The following is a 19494-nucleotide window of genomic DNA, read 5'->3' as shown; positions in this document are numbered from 1 at the left end:
CCTGCCGAAATCGGCGCGAATTCTAACAAAATAATTACAGGCTTGACCATGGTCATTTATTGGCTTTGTGGATTATAGGGAAAGACCCGGCCATTAAGACCGGTCAAGCGCTTCACTTCAGGCTGCATCGCAGACAGTTTATTTTTGTCTAGATTAGGGCCGACATAAACCCAAGTTGGCTTGCCTTGAATTGCAGTTTTGGGTTTGCTGAAGGCCGGAAAACCAGCATCTCTTAGCTTGGCAATGAGGGAGTTAACGTTATTGGCATTGCGAAAAACGCCAAGCTGTAATACCCAGCCACTATCTTTGAACTGAGGTAATTGTCGGTCCGTCGGGTTAGTTGGCGGTTCTGCCGCCACTGGCTGCGGTTGCTCACTATCGACATTGTCGGCCACTTCAGCTTCTGATGTGCGATTCTCGGCCGCCATAATAGCGGAGTCATTAGGCACATTTAGCGGCTCTATCGGCTGCTCAAGTTGAAATTCAGGCGAGGATAACTGTGGTTGCAACGGAATCATCGCAAAATCCTGCTTGCGACTAACTTTTTGGCCATCGAGCACATCGGGCAGAATAATGGCTGCCAATGCCACAAGAACTGTCGCGCCGACCAGTCGATGCTTGAGTTGAGAATTCACGCTCAGGTATTTCCTTGCAGCACGGATTGCGCCTCTGCAACCGTGTAAAAAGAGCCGAAGACGACAACCATATCATCTTGGTCTGCCGATTCAAGAGCCTGTGACAACGCATCTGCGACATTTGGGTGAGTGACCACCGAGCAAGCAAACGCTTGCGCCAGTTGCTCTGCACTGGCGCCACGGGGGACACCTAATCCGCCCAAGTACCAATAGTCGACGACCGGCAACAGTGGTTTTATTGAGTTCAGGCTATCTTTGTCTGCCAGCATCGCCACGACAGCATACACCTTGCTGCCATCGCGTTGACAGCGAGATATTTTGTTTGCCAACAAACGCGTCGATTGAGGGTTATGGGCAACATCAGCAAATACTGCTGGATGGGTTTGCAACTGCTGCCAACGGCCAGGCAACGAAGCCTGTGCCAAGCCCAGACGCATGGTTTGGTCAGGTACCGATAGTTGGGCGGCGCGAATAGCGGTCACAGCAGTCGCCAAATTCTCTATCGGTAATTGAGATTCGGCGATCGCGTCGAGTTGATAATCGTCGCTACAATAGCACCAGCATGAATTGTCATCGAGCTTGAGGTCAAAGTGAACACCTGCAGCAATGATCGTAGCGCCGATATTAGACGCATGTTGAGCAACACTGTTGGGCAACTGAGCATCGCCAAGAATCGCGGGTTTGCCGGAACGGAAAATGCCAGCTTTCTCAAACCCTATCTGCTCGATGTTATCGCCTAAAAATGCTTGATGATCGAAATCGACAGTGGTCACTACCGCGACATCGGGTTCAACCACGTTGGTTGCATCTAATCGGCCACCAAGCCCTACTTCCAACAGCACCACATCAGGGGCTTGTTGTTGCAGTAGCCATAGCGCCGCTAGCGTTCCAAACTCAAAGTAACTTAAACTGACATCACCACGCGCAGCTTCTATCACTGCAAACGCTTGGCAATGAGCCGCTTCGCTCAGCAGTTGGTTGTCAAGTCGCACTCGTTCGCGATAATCAACCAAATGTGGTGAACTATAAACCCCCACGCTATAGCCGGCTTGCAGCAAACAATGTTCAATATAGGCACAAGTAGAGCCCTTGCCATTGGTGCCAGCAACCGTGATCACTTTGCTACCATCGAAGCTGGTCAACGACAGAGCGTCAGCCACCTGACCCACTCGTTCGAGGCCAAGTTCAATAGTCGTTGGGTGAATGGATTCGAGATAAGCCAGCCACTCAGCTAGAGAGCGGCTGGGTATTTGAGTGTTCGACATTACTCAGACAGGGGTAATAGTTCGCTTTCTGTAGTCGGCTGATTAGTCAACTTGGCCAATAAGCGCGCCAAAGTGTCGCGCATCTCACGACGGTCAACGATCATATCGACAGCGCCATGTTCAACCAAGAATTCACTGCGTTGGAAACCTTCCGGCAGTTTTTCTCGCACCGTTTGTTCAATGACTCGAGGACCTGCAAAACCAATGAGCGCCTTCGGCTCGGCGACATTGATATCACCCAACATGGCCAGACTCGCTGATACGCCTCCCATCGTCGGATCGGTCAATATCGAGATAAATGGCAAGCCTTGCTCCGACATTCGAGCCAAGGCGGCAGAGGTCTTGGCCATTTGCATCAGACTAAATAGCGCCTCTTGCATTCGCGCACCACCACTGGCGGAGAAGCAAATCAATGGCAGGTTATGTTCCAAACAGTATTCAGCAGCTTGGACAAAACGAGCGCCAACAACAGAGGCCATGGAGCCGCCCATAAAGGAGAATTCAAATGCCGCAGCAACGACTTTGACGTCCTTGATTGAGCCACTCATTACAACCAAGGCATCTTTCTCGCCTGTGGACTTTTGGGCCGCAGCAATTCGCTCTTTGTAACGCTTGGAATCTTTAAATTTTAGTGCATCTTTTGGCTCTAACTCTGCACCGATCTCAACGCGATCACTCTCATCCAACAAACGTTCGAGACGTTTCCGAGCCCCAATTCGCATGTGATGGCCACACTTAGGACAAACCTCAAGATTGCGCTCTAGCTCGGCGCGGTAAATGACTTGGCCACAGCCACCGCATTTACCCCATACACCTTCAGGAATGTTGCGACGCAGCGAAGCGTCTACTTTGTTTTTTGGGAGAATCTTTTCAATCCAGCTCATGTTTTTATTCTCGGTCGCTGTCCGCAGAGGAAATTCATTAATAAAACCGGCACATTAAAACACAACTCAGGCCGTTGTTCATCGTTTACTGGTCTTACCCGATGTGTCATTTGGACCACCAAAGGTATTGTTCGTTCAATTCAGGTCAAAGTCGTCAGGCAAGAACAAAGGCCCCATGGTTGGTTTTGGTATCGAGTACTGTTGAGGATAGATCACATTCACCAAATACAAACCATGTGGCTTAGCAGTCGCCGCTGCAACCGTCCGGTCTTTTGCCTCTAACACTTGCTGCAACCACTCACCGTCGCGCTCCCCTTCACCCACTTTGATCAGCGATCCGACAATATTGCGGACCATATGATGAACAAAAGCATTCGCTTGAATATCAACAACTAAATAGTCGCCGAAACGTTTGACCGCAACGTGATGAACATTGCGAAAGGGCGAGTTAGACTGGCATTGAACGGCACGGAAACTACTGAAATCAAGCTCACCTAACAAGCATTGAGCGGCTTCATGCATCGCCTGAGCATTCAGCGGGTGATAATGGTGGGTGACGCCAAAACGCATAATCCCAGGACGTAACCGCTGATTCAATATGATGTAACGGTAGCGCCTTGCAGTTGCGGTAAAGCGAGCATGAAAGTCATCTGCAACGGGCTGAGCCCAACGCACAGCGATATCATCCGGCAACTGGGAGTTAACCCCCAAGCTCCAAGCGGCCATATCTCTGGGTTTGCTGCATTCGAAATGGACGACCTGACCGGTGGCATGAACACCTGCATCGGTCCGGCCAGCGCATAACACCTCAATGTCCTCACTGGCGATCTGAGATAAAGCTTTTTCCAGTTGCGCCTGAACACTATCTACCTCTCGTTGGCGCTGCCAACCAAAGTAACCAGTGCCCTGGTACTCAACACCAAGTGCAATGCGCATGACGGTTTACTCTTTTGAAAAACAACAAAGCTCGCCATTATAGCGAGCTTTGCTTTGATTGGTATGCTGAAACAACTAACTTAATCGTTGCAGCAATTCGGTCGCCTCATCCTTTTGGCCGTCATTGCCACTACTAGCTATTTCCTCCAGCAGTTGTTTAGCGACCTCTTTGTCACCAATTTCAATATAGGCTCTGGCGAGGTCTAGCTTAGCGGCGATGCCATCTTCCTCTTCGAGCTCGATGTCGTCTTCAAGATCACCCACTAGCATAATGTCATCATCAGGCCCCGCGGCGCCATCAGCTTCAGCCAACAACTGATCAATGTCGAGATATTCGTCTTCGCCATCTTTTGACGATTCCGGTTCGGCGGGCATTTGCTGTTCAATAGCTGCCAGCTCGGTATCCAAATCAACACTGTCATCTTCACCTAACTCAGTGAGCTCTTCTGCTTCAGAAATAACCTCTTGGTCTGGCGATGTTTCATTCAACAGCTCATCGGCAACATTGGATAAATCGAATTCTTGCTCCAGCTCATCAAACGACACTTCGTCGTCTTGCGACTGGCTATCCGGTTCCGACAACAAGTCGGATTCAAAGTCGGCCAGTAGCTCATCGGCACCATCACTATCCAACACCTGTTGTGGTTCTGGTTCAGATTCAATGTCAGGGGATGCCGCTGGGGTCTCGGCAGCTAAGATCTCTTCGACATCCAGCTCTGCAGGTTCCGGCGCAGACTCCGACAGTTGGGTATCGGCAGATTGATCAACCGCTTCTTGGGTTTCAGCAATCAAGCTTTCAATATCGATATCCGATTCAACGCCACTCTCTTCAGCGAGAGGCTGTTCAGGACCTGACTCGGCGAGCAAACTATCAATATCAACCAGTTCTTCGGTTTCTGGCTCATCCAGTTCATCTTGAACTTGCTGGGGAATATCGTTGCTTTCAGATGCCTCTTCAACGGATGCCAAAAGCTCATCAACATCTGCTGTCGTTACTGGCTCCGCATCAGGCTCGCCAACTAATTCTGATTCAGGATCATTGGCTTGCGGTTGTTCGGCAGGAGCAACTTGAGCATCAAACTCATCCACCAAATCATCAATATCGGCGATATCATTGACCGGCTCGCCAGCCTCCTCGGCAGCTGTTTGGGCGGCTACAGCGGCAGCAAACTCATCCATGATGTCATCAGGATCAGAGCTTTCTTCGGTTCGCTCATCCTGACTATCGGCCGCACCAATAGCATCAAATGCTTCTTCCAACGAATCATCATCGTCGCTAGAGGATGGGCCATCAGATGCGGCCAATTCGTCCATCGCAGCCAGTGCATCGAGCGCGTCTTGAGTTAGTTCTCCGCCATCATCACTCAAATCCAAGTCAAGCTCTTGGATATCGGCCATTTCGGGCTGAGATTCGGTTGCTGGCGCTTCCGCATTAGCCGGCTCTTTGAGTTCATCATCAAGAGCTAGCAGATCAGCGCTATCATCGTCGAGGTCGATGGCTGCTTCGTCATCGTCATCTAAGCTAATGGCCTCGATTGGCGCATCATCCAATGCCAAGTCAACCAAAGCATCTTCTTCTGGCGCATCGTTATTATCATCAAGTCCCAGATCTAGCAGCACGTCCTCTTCGCTACTCTGCTCTTGCTCCGCTGTGTCAACCGCTTGTTCAGCCACTGCATCCTGTGCCAACAAGGTTTCCGGCATCGGCTCTGCAACGGTTTGCTCCTGAGCGCCTTCAGCATGTTTACGATGACGTAAAATCAACCAAGCAATTAGACCAAACACTACTGCAAGGCCTGCCGACAGCGACCATAGCCAAATGCTGGAAGCACCGATAGGTTGCTCCAATAGGTTATCAACCTTGGTACTGGTGACCTCAGATTGCTTCGCCAATTGCTCTCTGGCTTGCTCCGCCGCTTCGCGCTCCTGAGTCAACTCCGCTTCGAGGTTGACGATGGTTGACGACAAGTCTTCTACCCGGCTGGCGAGTTGGTCATTTTGAGCAATTAGAGTTTCGATGCTACCAATCGAGTTTGCTAAATCTTCTTTTAGTTGACGCATTTGAGCGTCATACAAACGGCGTTCGCGATCAGAAACCGCCGCTTTAGGTGGTTGCTCTACTGTTTTTTCCGCCACCACCTCTTGTGCTGGCTCCGGCGGAGCTTCAACCACAGGTTGCGATTCAGCTTGCTGAGGAGCAGGAGTTTCCGGCTGTGCCGCAGGCTCGACAGTCGTTTGGGCGACTGCCTGCTGCTGGTTCGTAGAGGATTTTTTAGCTTCGCTAGCGGCAAGACGTTGCTCATCATCACGTAATTGGGCAACTGCTTGCCGGTTGGTGTATTGGCGAGCTTCAGCAAGCGTCGGGATCAGCAGGAAGCTACCGCGGCTCAACAAATGAATATTGTTCTGCTCGAATGCATGGGGGTTTTTCAGGTACAGCGCGTACATCATCTGATAAACGGATATAGAGCCATCCGGACGGGTAACGCTAGCTATCCGCCACAAGGTATCTGCATTGGCAACAGGTCCATATCGTGTTGGGGCGGCTTGTTGTTGCTCTTTAGGCTCGCCATCAGGCCCTACGATTTCGACCTTTCCGCGCTCAAAAGCACCAGCGGCAATGGGTAAACTGGCAATGCTTGCCAGCAATGTAGCAGTCAAGATACGGCGGACCGCAGATAACCCAAAGCTAGGGGTTCGAGACATATTCCTTTCCTTTACTTTGCTGCGCCGGAATATGGGCACAATTGCGTGATGTTGGCTATATCTCAACATAATAAGCAATTCGCATTCCAACGCCACTACCCATATCGCAAGTTGCAGCAATATCCATGACAATCAATGGTAAAACGCCGACCATAAAAAAAGCCAGCCCAAGGCTGGCTTTTTGTCGTCAAGATATTGACATCAGATCAGCGATGTTCAATCACAGGTAGTCGCGAATCAAGACTTCAGCGATTTGGACACTATTTAGAGCTGCGCCTTTGCGGACATTATCAGCGACAACCCATAGATTGATGCCGTGTGGATGACTGATATCATTACGGACACGGCCAACATAAACGTCATCATTGCCGCTGCCCTCTTCTAACTGGGTCGGATAATCAGTGTCATCTTCAAACAAAATCACGCCTTGCGCTTCACGCAGCAGCGACTTTACGCCTTCGGCATCGATTTGATCTCGGGTTTCAATGTGGACAGCTTCGGCATGGCCATACATCACAGGGACACGAACCGCAGTCGGGTTAACCAGCACTGTTTCGTCACCCAAGATCTTTTGAGTCTCCCAAACCATTTTCATTTCTTCTTTGGTGTAGCCATTGTCTTGGAACACATCGATATGAGGTAACACGTTGAACGCGATGGTTTTTGGGTAAACTTTACTAGTCGCAGGACGGCCATTGATCATTTCACCAACCTGCGATGCCAACTCTTCAATGGCCTCTTTGCCGGTACCTGATACTGACTGATAGGTCGAAACATTGATCCGGCTAATACCAACCGTGCGATGAATCGGGCTCAACGCAACAACCATCTGAATCGTCGAGCAATTTGGGTTGGCAATGATGTTGCGATTACGGAAGTTGGCTAAGTCATGGGCATTTACTTCTGGCACCACCAGCGGAATATCCGGTTCGTAACGAAACTCCGAGGTATTGTCGATGACGACACAGCCGGCCTCTGCCGCAATTGGCGCATACTTAGCTGACACAGAACCGCCAGCACTGAAGAAACCTAGTTGCACCTGGTCCCATTCGAACTCTTCGGCATCAAGTACTTCAAGTTGTTTATTACCAAATTTCACAGTACCGCCAGCACTTCTGGCGCTAGCCAGAGCAAATACTTGATCGACCGGGAACTGGCGTTCGGCGAGAATATCGAGCATGGTTTGACCGACCACCCCGGTAGCGCCTAAAACTGCAACATTATACTTGGCTGACATGCTTGGATTCTCCGCTTTGTCGTTGTTATCTAGTGCTGAATTTGAAAACCGAGGGCAGCAATATCATCTCGCGCCACTTGGTTGTCAAAATCTGAAAATTGAATTTGAGTGCTTAGGATCTCGCGGCGCAAAGGATATGTCTTGCGCAATCGATCAAAGTATTCTGGTTGCTGACTATGGTGGCGCATCCGCTCGTCATCATTGCGCACGTCATAGACCGCTTGCACCAATTGCTTAAGCACCGCTTGGTTAGGAGCGGCGGATAAGGTCATCGCTGCGAGATCAGGCTTGGGCAATAAAGCCTGAACATTGGCCAGAGCGAAGCCATGTAACTTAGCCCAGTGATCGTAGACGATACTGGTGCCAAACGCTTTCCCCTCTTGCGAATAACCAGCAATGTGCGGCGTTGCGATATCAACGGCTCGCAACAACTCATTGTTCGGATTCGGCTCGTTCTCCCAGACATCCAACACAACCGATAGTTTTGGATGTCTGGTCAAATGCCGCAATAGTGCCTGATTGTCGATGACCTCGCCGCGACAAGCATTAATGAGTATCGCATCGGGTTTCATCATTTCGAGTTGCTCAGCAGCGATTAAGTGGAAGGTCGAATGTTCTCCATCGCGCTGCAATGGCACATGGAAAGTGATGATATCCGCTTGCTGCAGCACTTGCTCAAGCGGGGTTGAATGAAAATCCGGCTCAGCGGCTGCCCGCGGCGGATCGTTGACCAACACCTGCAGGCCCAGTGCACGTAACCTCGGCAACAGGCGAGTACCAATGTTGCCAATCCCAACAACTCCCATCGTCAGACCATGCAACTGCAACTGCCGTCGCTCCGCTATCAATAGCAAGCTGCTCAACACATAATCGCATACCGCATATGCATTACAGCCCGGCGCATTGGTGAAACTGATGCCCCTTTGTTGCAGTAGTTTCAGGTCGACATGATCAGTGCCAATCGTTGCGGTACCAACGAAATGAAGCTTGTTAGCCTGACTCAACAAATCGGCGTTTACTTTGGTTACTGAGCGGACTAACAGCACATCAACATCAACCAACATACTGGGGCAAATATCGCGCCCAGGGGCTCGAATCACGTCACCATAAGGTGAAAACAACTCTTCGACATATGGCATGTTTTCATCGGCTAATATGCGCATGAAGGTCTATCCATCTAGAAGTCCAAAATTCAGGGCGAATGTATGCTTTTTTACTGTACCTGTCCAGCAACGCCAGACTGCCACTAAAAGCAAAAAACCGGCCTATTGGCCGGTTTTCAATATCTGGCCAGTGACGCGGTTAACTGTACTTTTTAAATACCAAGGTTGCGTTAGTGCCACCGAAACCAAAGCTGTTTGACATCACTTGTGTCAGTTCGGCTTCTGTTGGTTCAGTAACAATATTCAGACCTTGTGCCGCTTCGTCTAAGTTCTCGACGTTGATCGACGGTGATACAAAGCTATTTTCAACCATCAATAACGAATAGATCGCCTCGTGCACGCCAGCCGCTCCAAGAGCGTGGCCTGATAGCGATTTGGTGGCACTAATCATTGGTGAATTGTCTCCGAACACTTGCTGGATTGCTTCGAGTTCTTTGACATCGCCAACTGGCGTCGAGGTACCGTGAGTGTTGAGATAATCGATTTTACCGTCAGTCGTACTCATCGCTTGTTGCATGCAGCGAATAGCACCTTCACCGGAAGGAGCCACCATGTCATAGCCATCTGATGTCGCTCCATAACCAACGATTTCAGCATAAATCTTGGCGCCACGAGCAAGGGCATGCTCAAGTTCTTCCACCACGACCATGCCGCCACCACCCGATATAACGAAGCCATCGCGATCAGCATCATAGGTGCGAGACGCTTTTTCTGGGGTTTCATTGTACTTAGTTGACAGTGCGCCCATTGCGTCGAACTGCATTGCCAAGGACCAGTGGCACTCTTCACCACCACCAGCGAAAACAACGTCTTGTTTGCCCAGTTGAATCAACTCCCAGGCATGACCAATACAGTGTGCGGAAGTCGCACAGGCAGAGCTCATCGAATAGTTGACACCTTTAATTTTGAACGGTGTTGCCAAACAGGCAGATGTCGTGCTACCCATAGTCCGCGGAACCATGTAAGGACCAATACGCTTGACGCCTTTTTCGCGCAAAATGTCTGCTGCCAGCACTTGGTTTTCAGAGCTGGCGCCACCAGATCCTGCTACCAGACCGGTACGGACATTAGAAACCTGCTCTTCGGTTAAACCGGAATCTTCAATGGCCTGCCCCATAGCAATGTAGGCATAAGCGGCGGCATCTCCCATGAAACGCAGCGCACGGCGATCAACATGGTCTTTTGTGTTTAACTGCACATCACCCCAGACTTGGCTGCGCATGCCCTTTTCCTTGAACTGCTCGGATGCGCGAATCCCAGACTTGCCTGCACGCAAAGAAGCCAAGACTTCCTCGGCATTGTTACCAAGACTTGAAACAACGCCTAAACCGGTGATAACGGCTCTTTTCATTGATAATTCCTGTTTAATTTAGAAACCTGCTGGTACAAAAACGCGTGAATTGTAATCGGATTTAGACTCTATACTGGTCCGCTTTGCTTACAATAAAGTTACACGTGTACGCTAATTTGTCGGTTATAGTAGCGCCACTTTAATCTCCATGCCACGCTAATATGAGTTCTGATCAGCAAATTCACTCTGCCAACCTGCATTTCAACGCCCACGGTACGCCTGTTGCGGAGGATTTTGATGACGTTTATTTTTCCAATGATGACGGCCTCGCCGAAAGCCAATACGTATTTTTAGCTGCAAATAAGCTACCCAGCCGGTGGCGAGCGCACAGCTGTAACTCATTTACTATTGCCGAAACCGGATTCGGCACGGGACTCAACTTCCTAGCCAGCTGGCAAGCATTCGATGACTATCTTAGTCAAGGCTCAGCAAACGGCGCGCAACAATTGCATTTTATTTCGTTTGAGAAATTTCCTTTAACCACAACTGACCTCGCTGCTGCCCACGCACACTTCCCTAACCTCACTCGATATGCCAGGCAACTGCAGCGCCAGTTTCCAACCGAGTTTCGCCGCGGATGCCATCGTTTGACCTTCGCAGAGGGACGGGTTGTGTTGGATCTGTGGCTAGGTGATATCAATGAGGTGATGCCAACGCTCCCCAACAATACCGGCGGTATTGTCGATGCATGGTTTCTGGATGGCTTCGCACCCAGTAAAAACCCTCAGATGTGGCAACAAAGTTTGTTTGACCAAATGTTTCGGCTATCACGGGCTGGCGCAAGCGTGGCGACATTCACCGCTGCAGGTTTGGTTCGAAGAGGATTAGCACAAGCCGGTTTTACTGTCGCAAAGCAGCCAGGTTATGGCAATAAGCGTGATATGACCATTGCCAATAGAGAGCCAAACCGCGTTTCAAGGCCAGATACAACAGACCAAACAGTAGCCATTATTGGTGGTGGTTTGGCAGCCTGTCTAACCGCCTGGAAACTTGCCAATGCTGGCAAACAGGTGGTTTTGCTGTGTGCCGACCAACAGCTTGCGCTAGCAGCCAGCGGTAACCGTCAAGGGGCACTGTATCCGTTACTAACGCCGAACCCCGGAGAACTCTCACAATTCTACTGGCAGGCGTTTGACCTCGCCTGCAATGACTATCAACAGCTCACAGCCAAAACCGATAGGATTCGACACCAGTGGTGTGGTTTGCTGCACTTAAATAGCAACGAAGAGCTGAGCCGCAAACATAGCGCTATTGCCAGCCACAACTATCCGAGCACATTAATACAATTGGTTGATGCGAACAGAGCAAGCGAACTGGCCGGTATCGATATCCCCCACTCTGCAGCTTATTACCCCAATGCAGGATGGTTTTGCCCCGGTGACATCTGCCGCTTTATCGGTGATTGGCTGATCGACAATGGCCATGATGTTCGTTTCGACTGGCGCGTTGATGACATCAGTCGTGACAATGGCTACTGGCAGCTGCAGGGCAAGCAAAGCATTAAGGCAAAGCAGGTTGTGATTGCTGCGGGGATTGATTCCAATGGCTTTGATGTCAGTCGTCATTTACCAATCAGCTCAGTGCGCGGCCAGGTTAGCCATGTCCCAGTCACGGAACAAAGCTCGCGGCTCAAGACCGTGATTTGCCACACCGGCTATCTTACTCCATCGGACCACGACGCTTGGGATGGCCATTGTATGGGCGCGACTTTTTCACGCGACAACAACAGTACTGAGTTACTGGACGAGGATCATCAGATCAACCTTGAGCGGTTGCAACAGGCGCTTCCTGAATCAGCATTACCCCAAGATTGGAAAAACTCGGCAACCGACGGGCGAGTTGGATTTCGAGCCGTGCTACGTGACCATTTCCCAGTTGTGGGGCCAATTCCAGATTGGTCTTCTGTTACCAAGCTGCCGCAAACGACTCAACTATCGGAGCTGCCGCATCAAGCTGGTTTGTATGTGATCTCAGGCCTCGGCGCTCGCGGTATTTGCTCCGGTCCCCTGGCCGCTGACATCATCACCAGTTATATCTGCGATACTGCTCATCCGACTTCGCAAGCGTTACTGGATGCCGTCAACCCAGGGCGATTCGTGTGGCGTCGTTTGAAGAAAAATCGCCCCTTGTTTGACTAGTGGTGTAGGTTTCCACAACGGCTGATCACTGGCTTTACTCGACACATTAAAAAATCGGAACAAAAAAAGGCGGGCTTAGCGCCCGCCTCTTGTTCTATCTAACCTTGCAACTGACCCCATTTAGCACAACGCGCGCCTCAGTATCATCGCGCTGCAGCCAGCATTGCTGATTTTGCTTCCAAAGCGTAAAGGCAATCACCTCAGCTTGCAGCTCGCGGCCATTTAGCAACTGGCCTTGGCTGTCTCGCGCTTGTTTTTTGTCTATCAACACCTTGCTATTCGTAGTAAAAGCCGACGATGAAAAGCTCAGTTGGCGGCCAAACAGTAATTCCGACGCTGCACGCTCCAACGTTTGCTTGGTTGCCGAATTCATCTCAACCAAAGCTGGCATCGGTTCGTTGGCATCGGCAGAAGTACTCAGACAACCTGCCAATGCAACAAGGCTAAAACCAGCGCATACAACAGTCGCCAATCTACTCATCGTTGCTATCCTCAATCGCAATATAGATGCGATTGTTCTCTGCCAGTGCGATGCCTCTTGGGTCGTACACTGACAACTCACTCTGCGAATCAACTAAGCCATTCAGATCGAGACTGCGAACCGCCACGCCGCTGGCGTTAACCGGACAGCTACCGGTGTTTAGTCGTTCTAAAGTGGCCGCTAACATCCCTTCGCTGGTATCGCCCAACGAATGCTCAAAGTCATCTGCAACCTCACAACCCGGCAACTCATCGTCAAAGCGCGGCGCAACTCGCGGCTTAAAGCCGTCGGCATAATCGCCAAAGCCTTTGTCATTGACGCCTTGGAATTGAATGGTGTAGTAGGTGGTGCCACAATTATCTGTTGGCACAAAGCCATATGGCTTGCCACATGTTGTACCGCCAATTTGAATCACTTCAACATCGATACCTCTGAGGCCATTCATCAGTGATTCACTGGCAGAACAAGTGCTACCTGTGGCAATAACAAACACCCGCTCCAGATCAAGGGTCGGTAGTTTATTGTCGGTCAACACCCCACGTTCCCAATCAATTTCTTCGGTATAAAACGGCGTGGCCGAGCTAGGGAATTTATCGTTGTACTGCAATACCTCAAAAACACTACCAGCAGTGTTTTGCTCGCCGGCAATCATGTACGCCAGCTGCGAGGACATAGCGAGTAAACCGCCGCCGTTATATCGCAAATCGAGGATCAGATCGGTGACGTTTTCGTCAGCGAAACGCTGGAAACCTTCAATCAATGGCGTTTGTGCTGGCCGCTGAAAGCCATCGAAGCGCATATAACCGGCAGTACCGGTGTCGGTCTGCAAGATTTGTACGTTGTTGACGAAGCTTTCTTCAAACACGCCAGATGTCAGGTTAAAAGTCACTTCGCTGCCATCGACGCGCTCAAAAGTAAAACTGAACTGACTGTTTTCCTCGGCAGGAAAGAGGGCATTATTTAGGAAATCGACATTATCACCGTCGATCACGTCTTCATCATTGATTCGAATAAGCTTGTCGCCACGGGCGACGCCCTCAAATCCAGCAGACGAACTGCCCTCAACCGAGGTCACTCGGATATCACGCGGCGGAGCGCTAGCAATAAAGCTCCAGTTAATGCCGTAGCCTGTTTGACTACCAGACTGAGAAAACGCTTCGAAATCGTCAGTTGATTCGTAAAAATGGAAGTTATCCTTCAACGCTCCGGAGGCTGTTGTTTGGGTGGTTTTTAACACCTCAAAGTAGCTTTGGGGTGAAGCGAAATTTGCCGGATTTACATCGGTAATTTCATCGTACCAAAGGTAGGTTTCATGGCTCCAAGAACGTAGCCAGAGCTTTTCATCCTCTTCGGTACCTTGCACGTCAGGGTAAGCTTCACCAAAAATATTAAGATGAGTTCTTACCACTTCACACTGACCGTCAAAGTCTGTCGATGGTTCGAATACTCCAGCTTGCCATCTGGATTCGGGTTGTGTTGGCGATGTTGGGGTTGAAGATGACGAGCTTCCTCCGCCACCGCCGCAACCGGTTAAAACAGCGGATACCAATAACCCTAAACAAATTTTGCGCATGCTTCCTTTCACTCCTTGCTTGTTGTCTTGAGGTCGCTTCATTGCAACCTCCATATATGTGTTTCCATAAGCTTAATGCCTGCTACAACCGGTAATCTTATCATGGAGTTAGCTTAAAAAGTTGGCTAAGTAAGATTCATCTATCTGCTGATTTTTGTTGGGCTCTAGTTTGTCGATACCAGACCGTTGACATCGGGGGCAAAACAGTAGTGGAGGTCAAGTATCAAATATTTGCGTTAATGTTCATACGTAGAGAGATTTGTTCTGCGATCAATAGCAGTGAAAAGTCCCTTTTATTGGTGACGAGCAGACACGGTCAAGCGCTCCAACTTGGCTTCTGGAGTGGCAAATATGAAGCCCCAAACCAGCCCGCTGATTTGGGGCGACGATGTCGTTATTGCTGTTGAGGATTTACCGCAAGCAACAACACCCCATTCGATGGTAGTTCGAATTCTGCACCTAGCTCCTCGCCAGTCAGCAGATTGGTGCTGAGTGCATTGGCTCCGGTTTTCATCGCCGTAGACAGGGTTGCTGTGCTACTACCGATGTTAATGACCGTCATCAAGTAACTGCCGTCAGCCTGCTTCACAACACGCCAGTGACAGCCTTTGTGGCCAGTGCCGTTCGCCTCATTGAGTAACACGGTGTCATCGGCATTGGAATTTGCCAACAACTCAAGCGCTCGGCTGGCAACATCATTGAAATCGGCACTCTCTGCCATGGTGATCAGCTCACCCGCTGCGGCGACTAAGCTAGATGCCCGAGTTTGACCGTACTCGTTTTTAGCCAAACTCGAGGAGTTATCGACAATGATGGTGCCGCCGTTATTCAAATAGCGCTGCAACGCGGCAAACTCAGCATCAGTGACATATTCAGTGCGGTACACAACAATTACATCCCAATCGCTATTGTCTTGACTATCGATGACGTTTTGAGTGGCGTAGCCCATTGGGAAGCCCTCAAAAAACAACGACTCGTAGAGCTCAAACTGTTCCGTCATGTGATTGTTTTTGTTAATTGCAGAGGTCTCTGAGTAGAACAATCGGATTGGCCGTTTTTGTTGCCGCAACGCCATGATCTCTTCAGAGAAGCTATTCATGTCCATCATCACTTGAGTGACAGCGTTCGCTACTTGAGGTTGCATCGCGGTTGAAGCGGCATACGAACCGGCAAGAGCCGGATCGGCAAAGTTCAAATCGCCCTCCAGGCGATCCTCCGGCGAACCATCGGGATCCCGCGCCCAGAACCAGCTCATGCTGGCATCCATTCCCATGATAGTGGCCAGCCAGAAGGTGTTTCGGACGTACGCTGGCGACATTCCCAAGTCGCGATACCAAGAGGTCGACAGAAAATGGCCTTCAGAATTGACATGAATCTTATTTGGCGCCACCGATTCCATAAAATCGTAAGAAACTGCAAGCTCCTCCCAGAAGTAGGAATAATGCGCTTCCCACTCCTCGGGCGAAGTAGAACGCAGATCTCGACCTCTAGCTTTGGCATCATCGCCAATCATGGTGGTGAGCACAGTGAGAGCCTCTAAATCGATACCGTGCGAACGAGAATTCTCGGTGAACAAATCGGGCATGATTTTGATGTGAGTATCAGCTTCAGGATTAGCGGCCAGTAACTCGTCCTGCAGCATTTTAAACCAAGCAATACCGCGATCCATGTTGTAGCGACACCAGTCATACCATATCGGCTGACCACGTTTCGCTAGACTAATCGGAATGTCGATAGTTACCTCAGAAAACCCATTAAACTGGCTATCCCAGTTGTCATTGAGCTGTGCAATGTTGTCCTGGTATTTGTCTTTTAGCCAATCCCTAAAACCATTTAAGGTATACGATGAAATATCATTCATCTCTTGGTAATTTTGTGTCCAATGGCCTTGCTCGGAGAACCAGTGCGGCTCATTTGACAAAATAACCCCGGCCTTAATGGCGTGTTTGCCTCGGCTTAGCTCGCCAAATTCACGAACAATGTTACGCCAAGTTGTTTGTACCAATGGGTTGTCAATGTCAAAACCGGTGAACAGCGAGCGTCCAGTAGCAATCTCTGGCTCTCGGTCGCGCATCCACTGTGGCACATTAGTATTCCACAGCAGTGCGTAACCAACTTTGCTGTCTTCTTTGCTGTTTACCTCATTGACTTTACCTTGCCAAATGGAATCGCCCCTGTCGCTCCATGAAAGACTAATACTTGGCATCGAGTCCATGTTGCCCAAGTGATCGTTGTAGAGGTCTGGGTCATTCGTTGGGTTGCCCTGTGCCTTGGAGAAATAGTCATAAAGAAACACTGGTTTGCCATTGCTGACGAACATATCGTCCGCCACACTAATGTTCTGCCAGTCGACTTTAGTCACAGCACGACGCTCGACAGAACCTTCGAGTACTTGAGTTAACTGCGCGATGCCATCGTCTAGAATGTCAACCACTTGTTGGCGCTGAAAATCTGGCAACATAGCGGCGTAGTGATCTTTTTGATCGCGAAATGGACCATAAATGCCAAACAGGCCAGCAACTGTATCTGGATTGTTTTCATCCCACTCAGCGAACTTCAGAAACTCTTTGGCAAACCAAATCACGGTTTGCTCGCGAGTGGTATCAATTTGCTCCAGCTCAGCATCAGCCATCAATGCTTCAAGCGTGGCAATGTTCGCCTCGGCTTGTTCAACTAGGGTCAATTCCGGCTCTGGTTCCGGCGTTGGATCAGGAGTTGGATCTGGTGTTGGATCTGGGGTCGGTTGCTCAACAACCGGGCCAGAACTATCGCTCGAGCCGGAAGAGCCGCCACAAGCATTACAGCCTAAGGCGATCAACGCCAAGGCAAGCGGTGCGATTTGTTTGCTGTTATTCATATTATTGTTCTCGTGGGTGTTATTACGATGAGTTCCATCTACCAAGCACGTCGCTATTGGCTGTGGCTATCCTCTGACTTTAAAGGTGTTGACATAGTCGCTGAGTGATTTGCCCGACTGGCTGAGCTCGCCACAAGCCTGCACCGTGGCATCCGTTTGCACGGTCATCTCGTGGGTATCGTCTTTGACTAAATGAATACGCTCATTGATTTCTGAGGCAACGACGGTTTGCTCTTCGGCGGCGGTGGCAATTTGCGTCGACATACCATTGATGTTGTCGAGTTGCTCGCGCAATCGATCAAACGCCGCCAAGCTGTTCACTACGACGTCAACCGCCTGAGCCCCCTGCACTTGCAGTTGCTCCATGCTATTAGTGGTTGCCCGCGATCCAGCTTGCAGCGTTTCGATTTGGGTTCTGATCTGTTCAGTTGATTCCTGAGTGCGGCTCGCCAGCGTTCTCACTTCATCGGCCACCACGGCAAATCCGCGACCCTGTTCGCCAGCGCGAGCTGCCTCAATCGCAGCGTTTAACGCTAATAAGTTGGTTTGCTCGGCGATTCCTTGAATCACTTCCAATACACTGCCAATTACTTCCGTTTCACTGTTGAGTTGCTTGGCTTTATCTTGGGTACTGGCTAACTCAGCGATCAGTCGTTCAAGAATATCCTTGCTGTCGTTGGCATTCTGAGCACTGGTCACTGAACTTTGGTGGGCACTAACAACTGCAGAAGCGGTATCTTGAGCAATAGTTGCTACTTCTTGAATCGTCGCACTCATCTCATTGACAGCTACTGATACGCTGTTAGTCGCTTCATCCTGACTGGTGGCGCGACGCTTGTTTTCGGCCATCGACTGCGACACAGAATCGGTCAATTGCTCCATGTTGCTGGTTTCTCCACGAACCCCGAGCAAGGCCTCGTTAAAGCTGTTTTGCAGCGTATTGAAGGCGCGCGACACCTCTGCGAGTTCATCAGTGCCAGTGACAGGAACATCACGACTAACATCCTTAGTCTCTGCCACTTGTTTGAGTTCTTTAACCAAAATCTTAAGCGGAGCGATAATCGACAAAATAATGAAGTAGGACACGCTGCCGATCAGCAATATCGAGCCAAGTAGCAACAAAATGCTGTTGTTGACCTTGCTCTGCGCGTCATCCAACTGAGTGAGCATTTGTTTGGCGATGCGCTGATCGGTGAATTCAATAACTTGACGCAACGCCCGAATATTCTGCGATGACATTTCAAACCATTGATCCGGCGACAGCTGGTAGGACTCACCACCAGAACGAGCGAGCTTGGCACGCAGCTTTTCCAGCTGTTTATGAATATCCGTTCTCATGTAGGTATCGCGAAACAGTAAACCGACATCCTCTGGAGCATACGAGCGAAAACCCTCGGCAGCGTCCTCAGACTGTCGCAACGCCGCGACGGTTGTCGCCACAGAAACGTAGTCGAGAGTCGGCTGGCTTAAGGTGCGGATCATCGCACCGCGTTCAAATGAGACGATGGTGTCCAACTTGATCAGGGCTCGGTAACTGCCGAGTAACAGGCTTAGATCACTGTCAATTGCAGCTAGTTTGATCACACCATTAACGATGTTAAGTGATCGTTTGACTAGCGGGTAATAATCATTCATCACCCACTTTTTATCGTCGTATTGCAGCTGGTAACGATCAATGTGTTGACGGGTGCGTGGCAACTTAGCCGCACCTTCCAATAGGCTGTTGACTCTTTGTTCAAAATGGCCAAGTTGTTGTTTCGATGCGGCGAAGTACTGCTTGTAATCGTTCAATGCCCGATCAACGCGTTGACGCTGTTCTCTGAGTTGCTGGCGATAACGTTCGCCCAATGCGGGATTACTTTTGCCCTGAACAAAACCATAGGTGTAGTCACGCTCAGATTGCACCTGTTGCAGTAGTCCACCCGTTTTTCGCGCTAACTCCATGGCAATGGACAACTGTTGTAAGGCCTCGTTCTTAGCTGATGCTTGCAGATAACCTTGCACAGCCAGCCCCGCGACCACCAAAATAGGCAACAAGGTCAGGATCAAGATCCGAGTTCGAATTTTAAGTTGGTTTAATACGCTCACCGCTCAACTCCACACTTGGGGTTCATCCATAAACCAGACATTAATTGATCTGACAAGTTATAACATATGATGTTTATAAAATTTACACTTTTACAACGACTGGTGTAAGCGTTGTCATAAACAACAACTAAGAACTGCTAGCGAGATCATCATTTTGATTTGCTTTGGGAGGTGAATTTT

13 protein-coding genes are annotated in these 19494 nt (G+C 49.9%); 1 reads left to right on the top strand and 12 read right to left on the bottom strand.

Annotated features, from left to right (window positions below; genetic code table 11):
* Positions 1-56: 56 nt before the first annotated feature.
* From CBE68_RS10225 to fabB, 8 genes are all read right to left on the bottom strand, one after another.
* Positions 57-635, bottom strand: a complete 579-nt coding sequence (locus CBE68_RS10225) for an SPOR domain-containing protein (protein ID WP_087505986.1) — start codon at positions 633-635, stop codon at positions 57-59.
* A 2-nt stretch (positions 636-637) separates the two neighbouring features.
* Positions 638-1900, bottom strand: a complete 1263-nt coding sequence (folC, locus tag CBE68_RS10220; RefSeq protein WP_087505985.1) for a bifunctional tetrahydrofolate synthase/dihydrofolate synthase — start codon at positions 1898-1900, stop codon at positions 638-640.
* Positions 1900-2784 carry an acetyl-CoA carboxylase, carboxyltransferase subunit beta gene (accD, locus tag CBE68_RS10215; protein ID WP_087505984.1) on the bottom strand — a complete coding sequence of 295 codons (885 nt, stop codon included), beginning with the start codon at positions 2782-2784 and terminating at the stop codon, positions 1900-1902. Before accD ends, folC begins: the two co-directional genes overlap by 1 nt.
* Positions 2785-2919: 135 nt before the next feature.
* Complete coding sequence (gene truA, locus CBE68_RS10210) at positions 2920-3720, bottom strand: tRNA pseudouridine(38-40) synthase TruA (RefSeq protein ID WP_087505983.1); 801 nt, start codon at positions 3718-3720, stop codon at positions 2920-2922.
* 75 nt (positions 3721-3795) lie between these two features.
* Positions 3796-6426 (bottom strand): FimV/HubP family polar landmark protein, encoded by a 2631-nt coding sequence (locus tag CBE68_RS10205; protein ID WP_158100571.1) that lies wholly within the window; start codon positions 6424-6426, stop codon positions 3796-3798.
* 220 nt (positions 6427-6646) lie between these two features.
* Positions 6647-7663 carry an aspartate-semialdehyde dehydrogenase gene (locus CBE68_RS10200; RefSeq protein ID WP_087505981.1) on the bottom strand — a complete coding sequence of 339 codons (1017 nt, stop codon included), beginning with the start codon at positions 7661-7663 and terminating at the stop codon, positions 6647-6649.
* Between the two features lie 29 nt (positions 7664-7692).
* Positions 7693-8826: a 4-phosphoerythronate dehydrogenase PdxB gene (gene pdxB, locus CBE68_RS10195; protein WP_087505980.1), complete on the bottom strand. Its 1134-nt coding sequence runs from the start codon at positions 8824-8826 to the stop codon at positions 7693-7695.
* Positions 8827-8965: 139 nt separating this feature from the next.
* Positions 8966-10177: a beta-ketoacyl-ACP synthase I gene (gene fabB, locus CBE68_RS10190; RefSeq protein WP_087505979.1), complete on the bottom strand. Its 1212-nt coding sequence runs from the start codon at positions 10175-10177 to the stop codon at positions 8966-8968.
* 161 nt (positions 10178-10338) lie between these two features.
* Between fabB and mnmC the strand changes: the two genes are divergently transcribed.
* Positions 10339-12315 (top strand): bifunctional tRNA (5-methylaminomethyl-2-thiouridine)(34)-methyltransferase MnmD/FAD-dependent 5-carboxymethylaminomethyl-2-thiouridine(34) oxidoreductase MnmC, encoded by a 1977-nt coding sequence (mnmC, locus tag CBE68_RS10185; protein WP_087505978.1) that lies wholly within the window; start codon positions 10339-10341, stop codon positions 12313-12315.
* Between the two features lie 94 nt (positions 12316-12409).
* Here the strand turns inward: mnmC and CBE68_RS10180 are convergent, their stop codons facing one another.
* The 4 genes from CBE68_RS10180 to CBE68_RS10165 all read right to left on the bottom strand — a co-directional run bounded on the left by CBE68_RS10180 (position 12410) and on the right by CBE68_RS10165 (position 19314).
* Positions 12410-12796: a hypothetical protein gene (locus CBE68_RS10180; RefSeq protein WP_087505977.1), complete on the bottom strand. Its 387-nt coding sequence runs from the start codon at positions 12794-12796 to the stop codon at positions 12410-12412.
* Entirely contained in the window at positions 12789-14411 is a 1623-nt protein-coding gene (locus CBE68_RS10175) for a S41 family peptidase (protein WP_158100570.1), read from the bottom strand. The genes CBE68_RS10180 and CBE68_RS10175 overlap by 8 nt, the downstream gene beginning before the upstream one ends.
* A gap of 352 nt (positions 14412-14763) precedes the next feature.
* Positions 14764-17226, bottom strand: a complete 2463-nt coding sequence (locus CBE68_RS10170) for an alpha-amylase family protein (RefSeq protein ID WP_143824539.1) — start codon at positions 17224-17226, stop codon at positions 14764-14766.
* 66 nt (positions 17227-17292) lie between these two features.
* The gene (locus CBE68_RS10165; protein WP_087505975.1) at positions 17293-19314 is read right to left on the bottom strand and encodes a methyl-accepting chemotaxis protein; all 2022 of its coding nucleotides are present in this window, start codon (positions 19312-19314) and stop codon (positions 17293-17295) included.
* Between the last annotated feature and the right edge of the window lie 180 nt (positions 19315-19494).

The organism is Neiella marina (assembly GCF_002165625.1).
In the GTDB taxonomy this organism is placed as follows: domain Bacteria; phylum Pseudomonadota; class Gammaproteobacteria; order Enterobacterales; family Neiellaceae; genus Neiella; species Neiella marina.
This window is presented reverse-complemented; position numbering and strand designations above follow the sequence as displayed.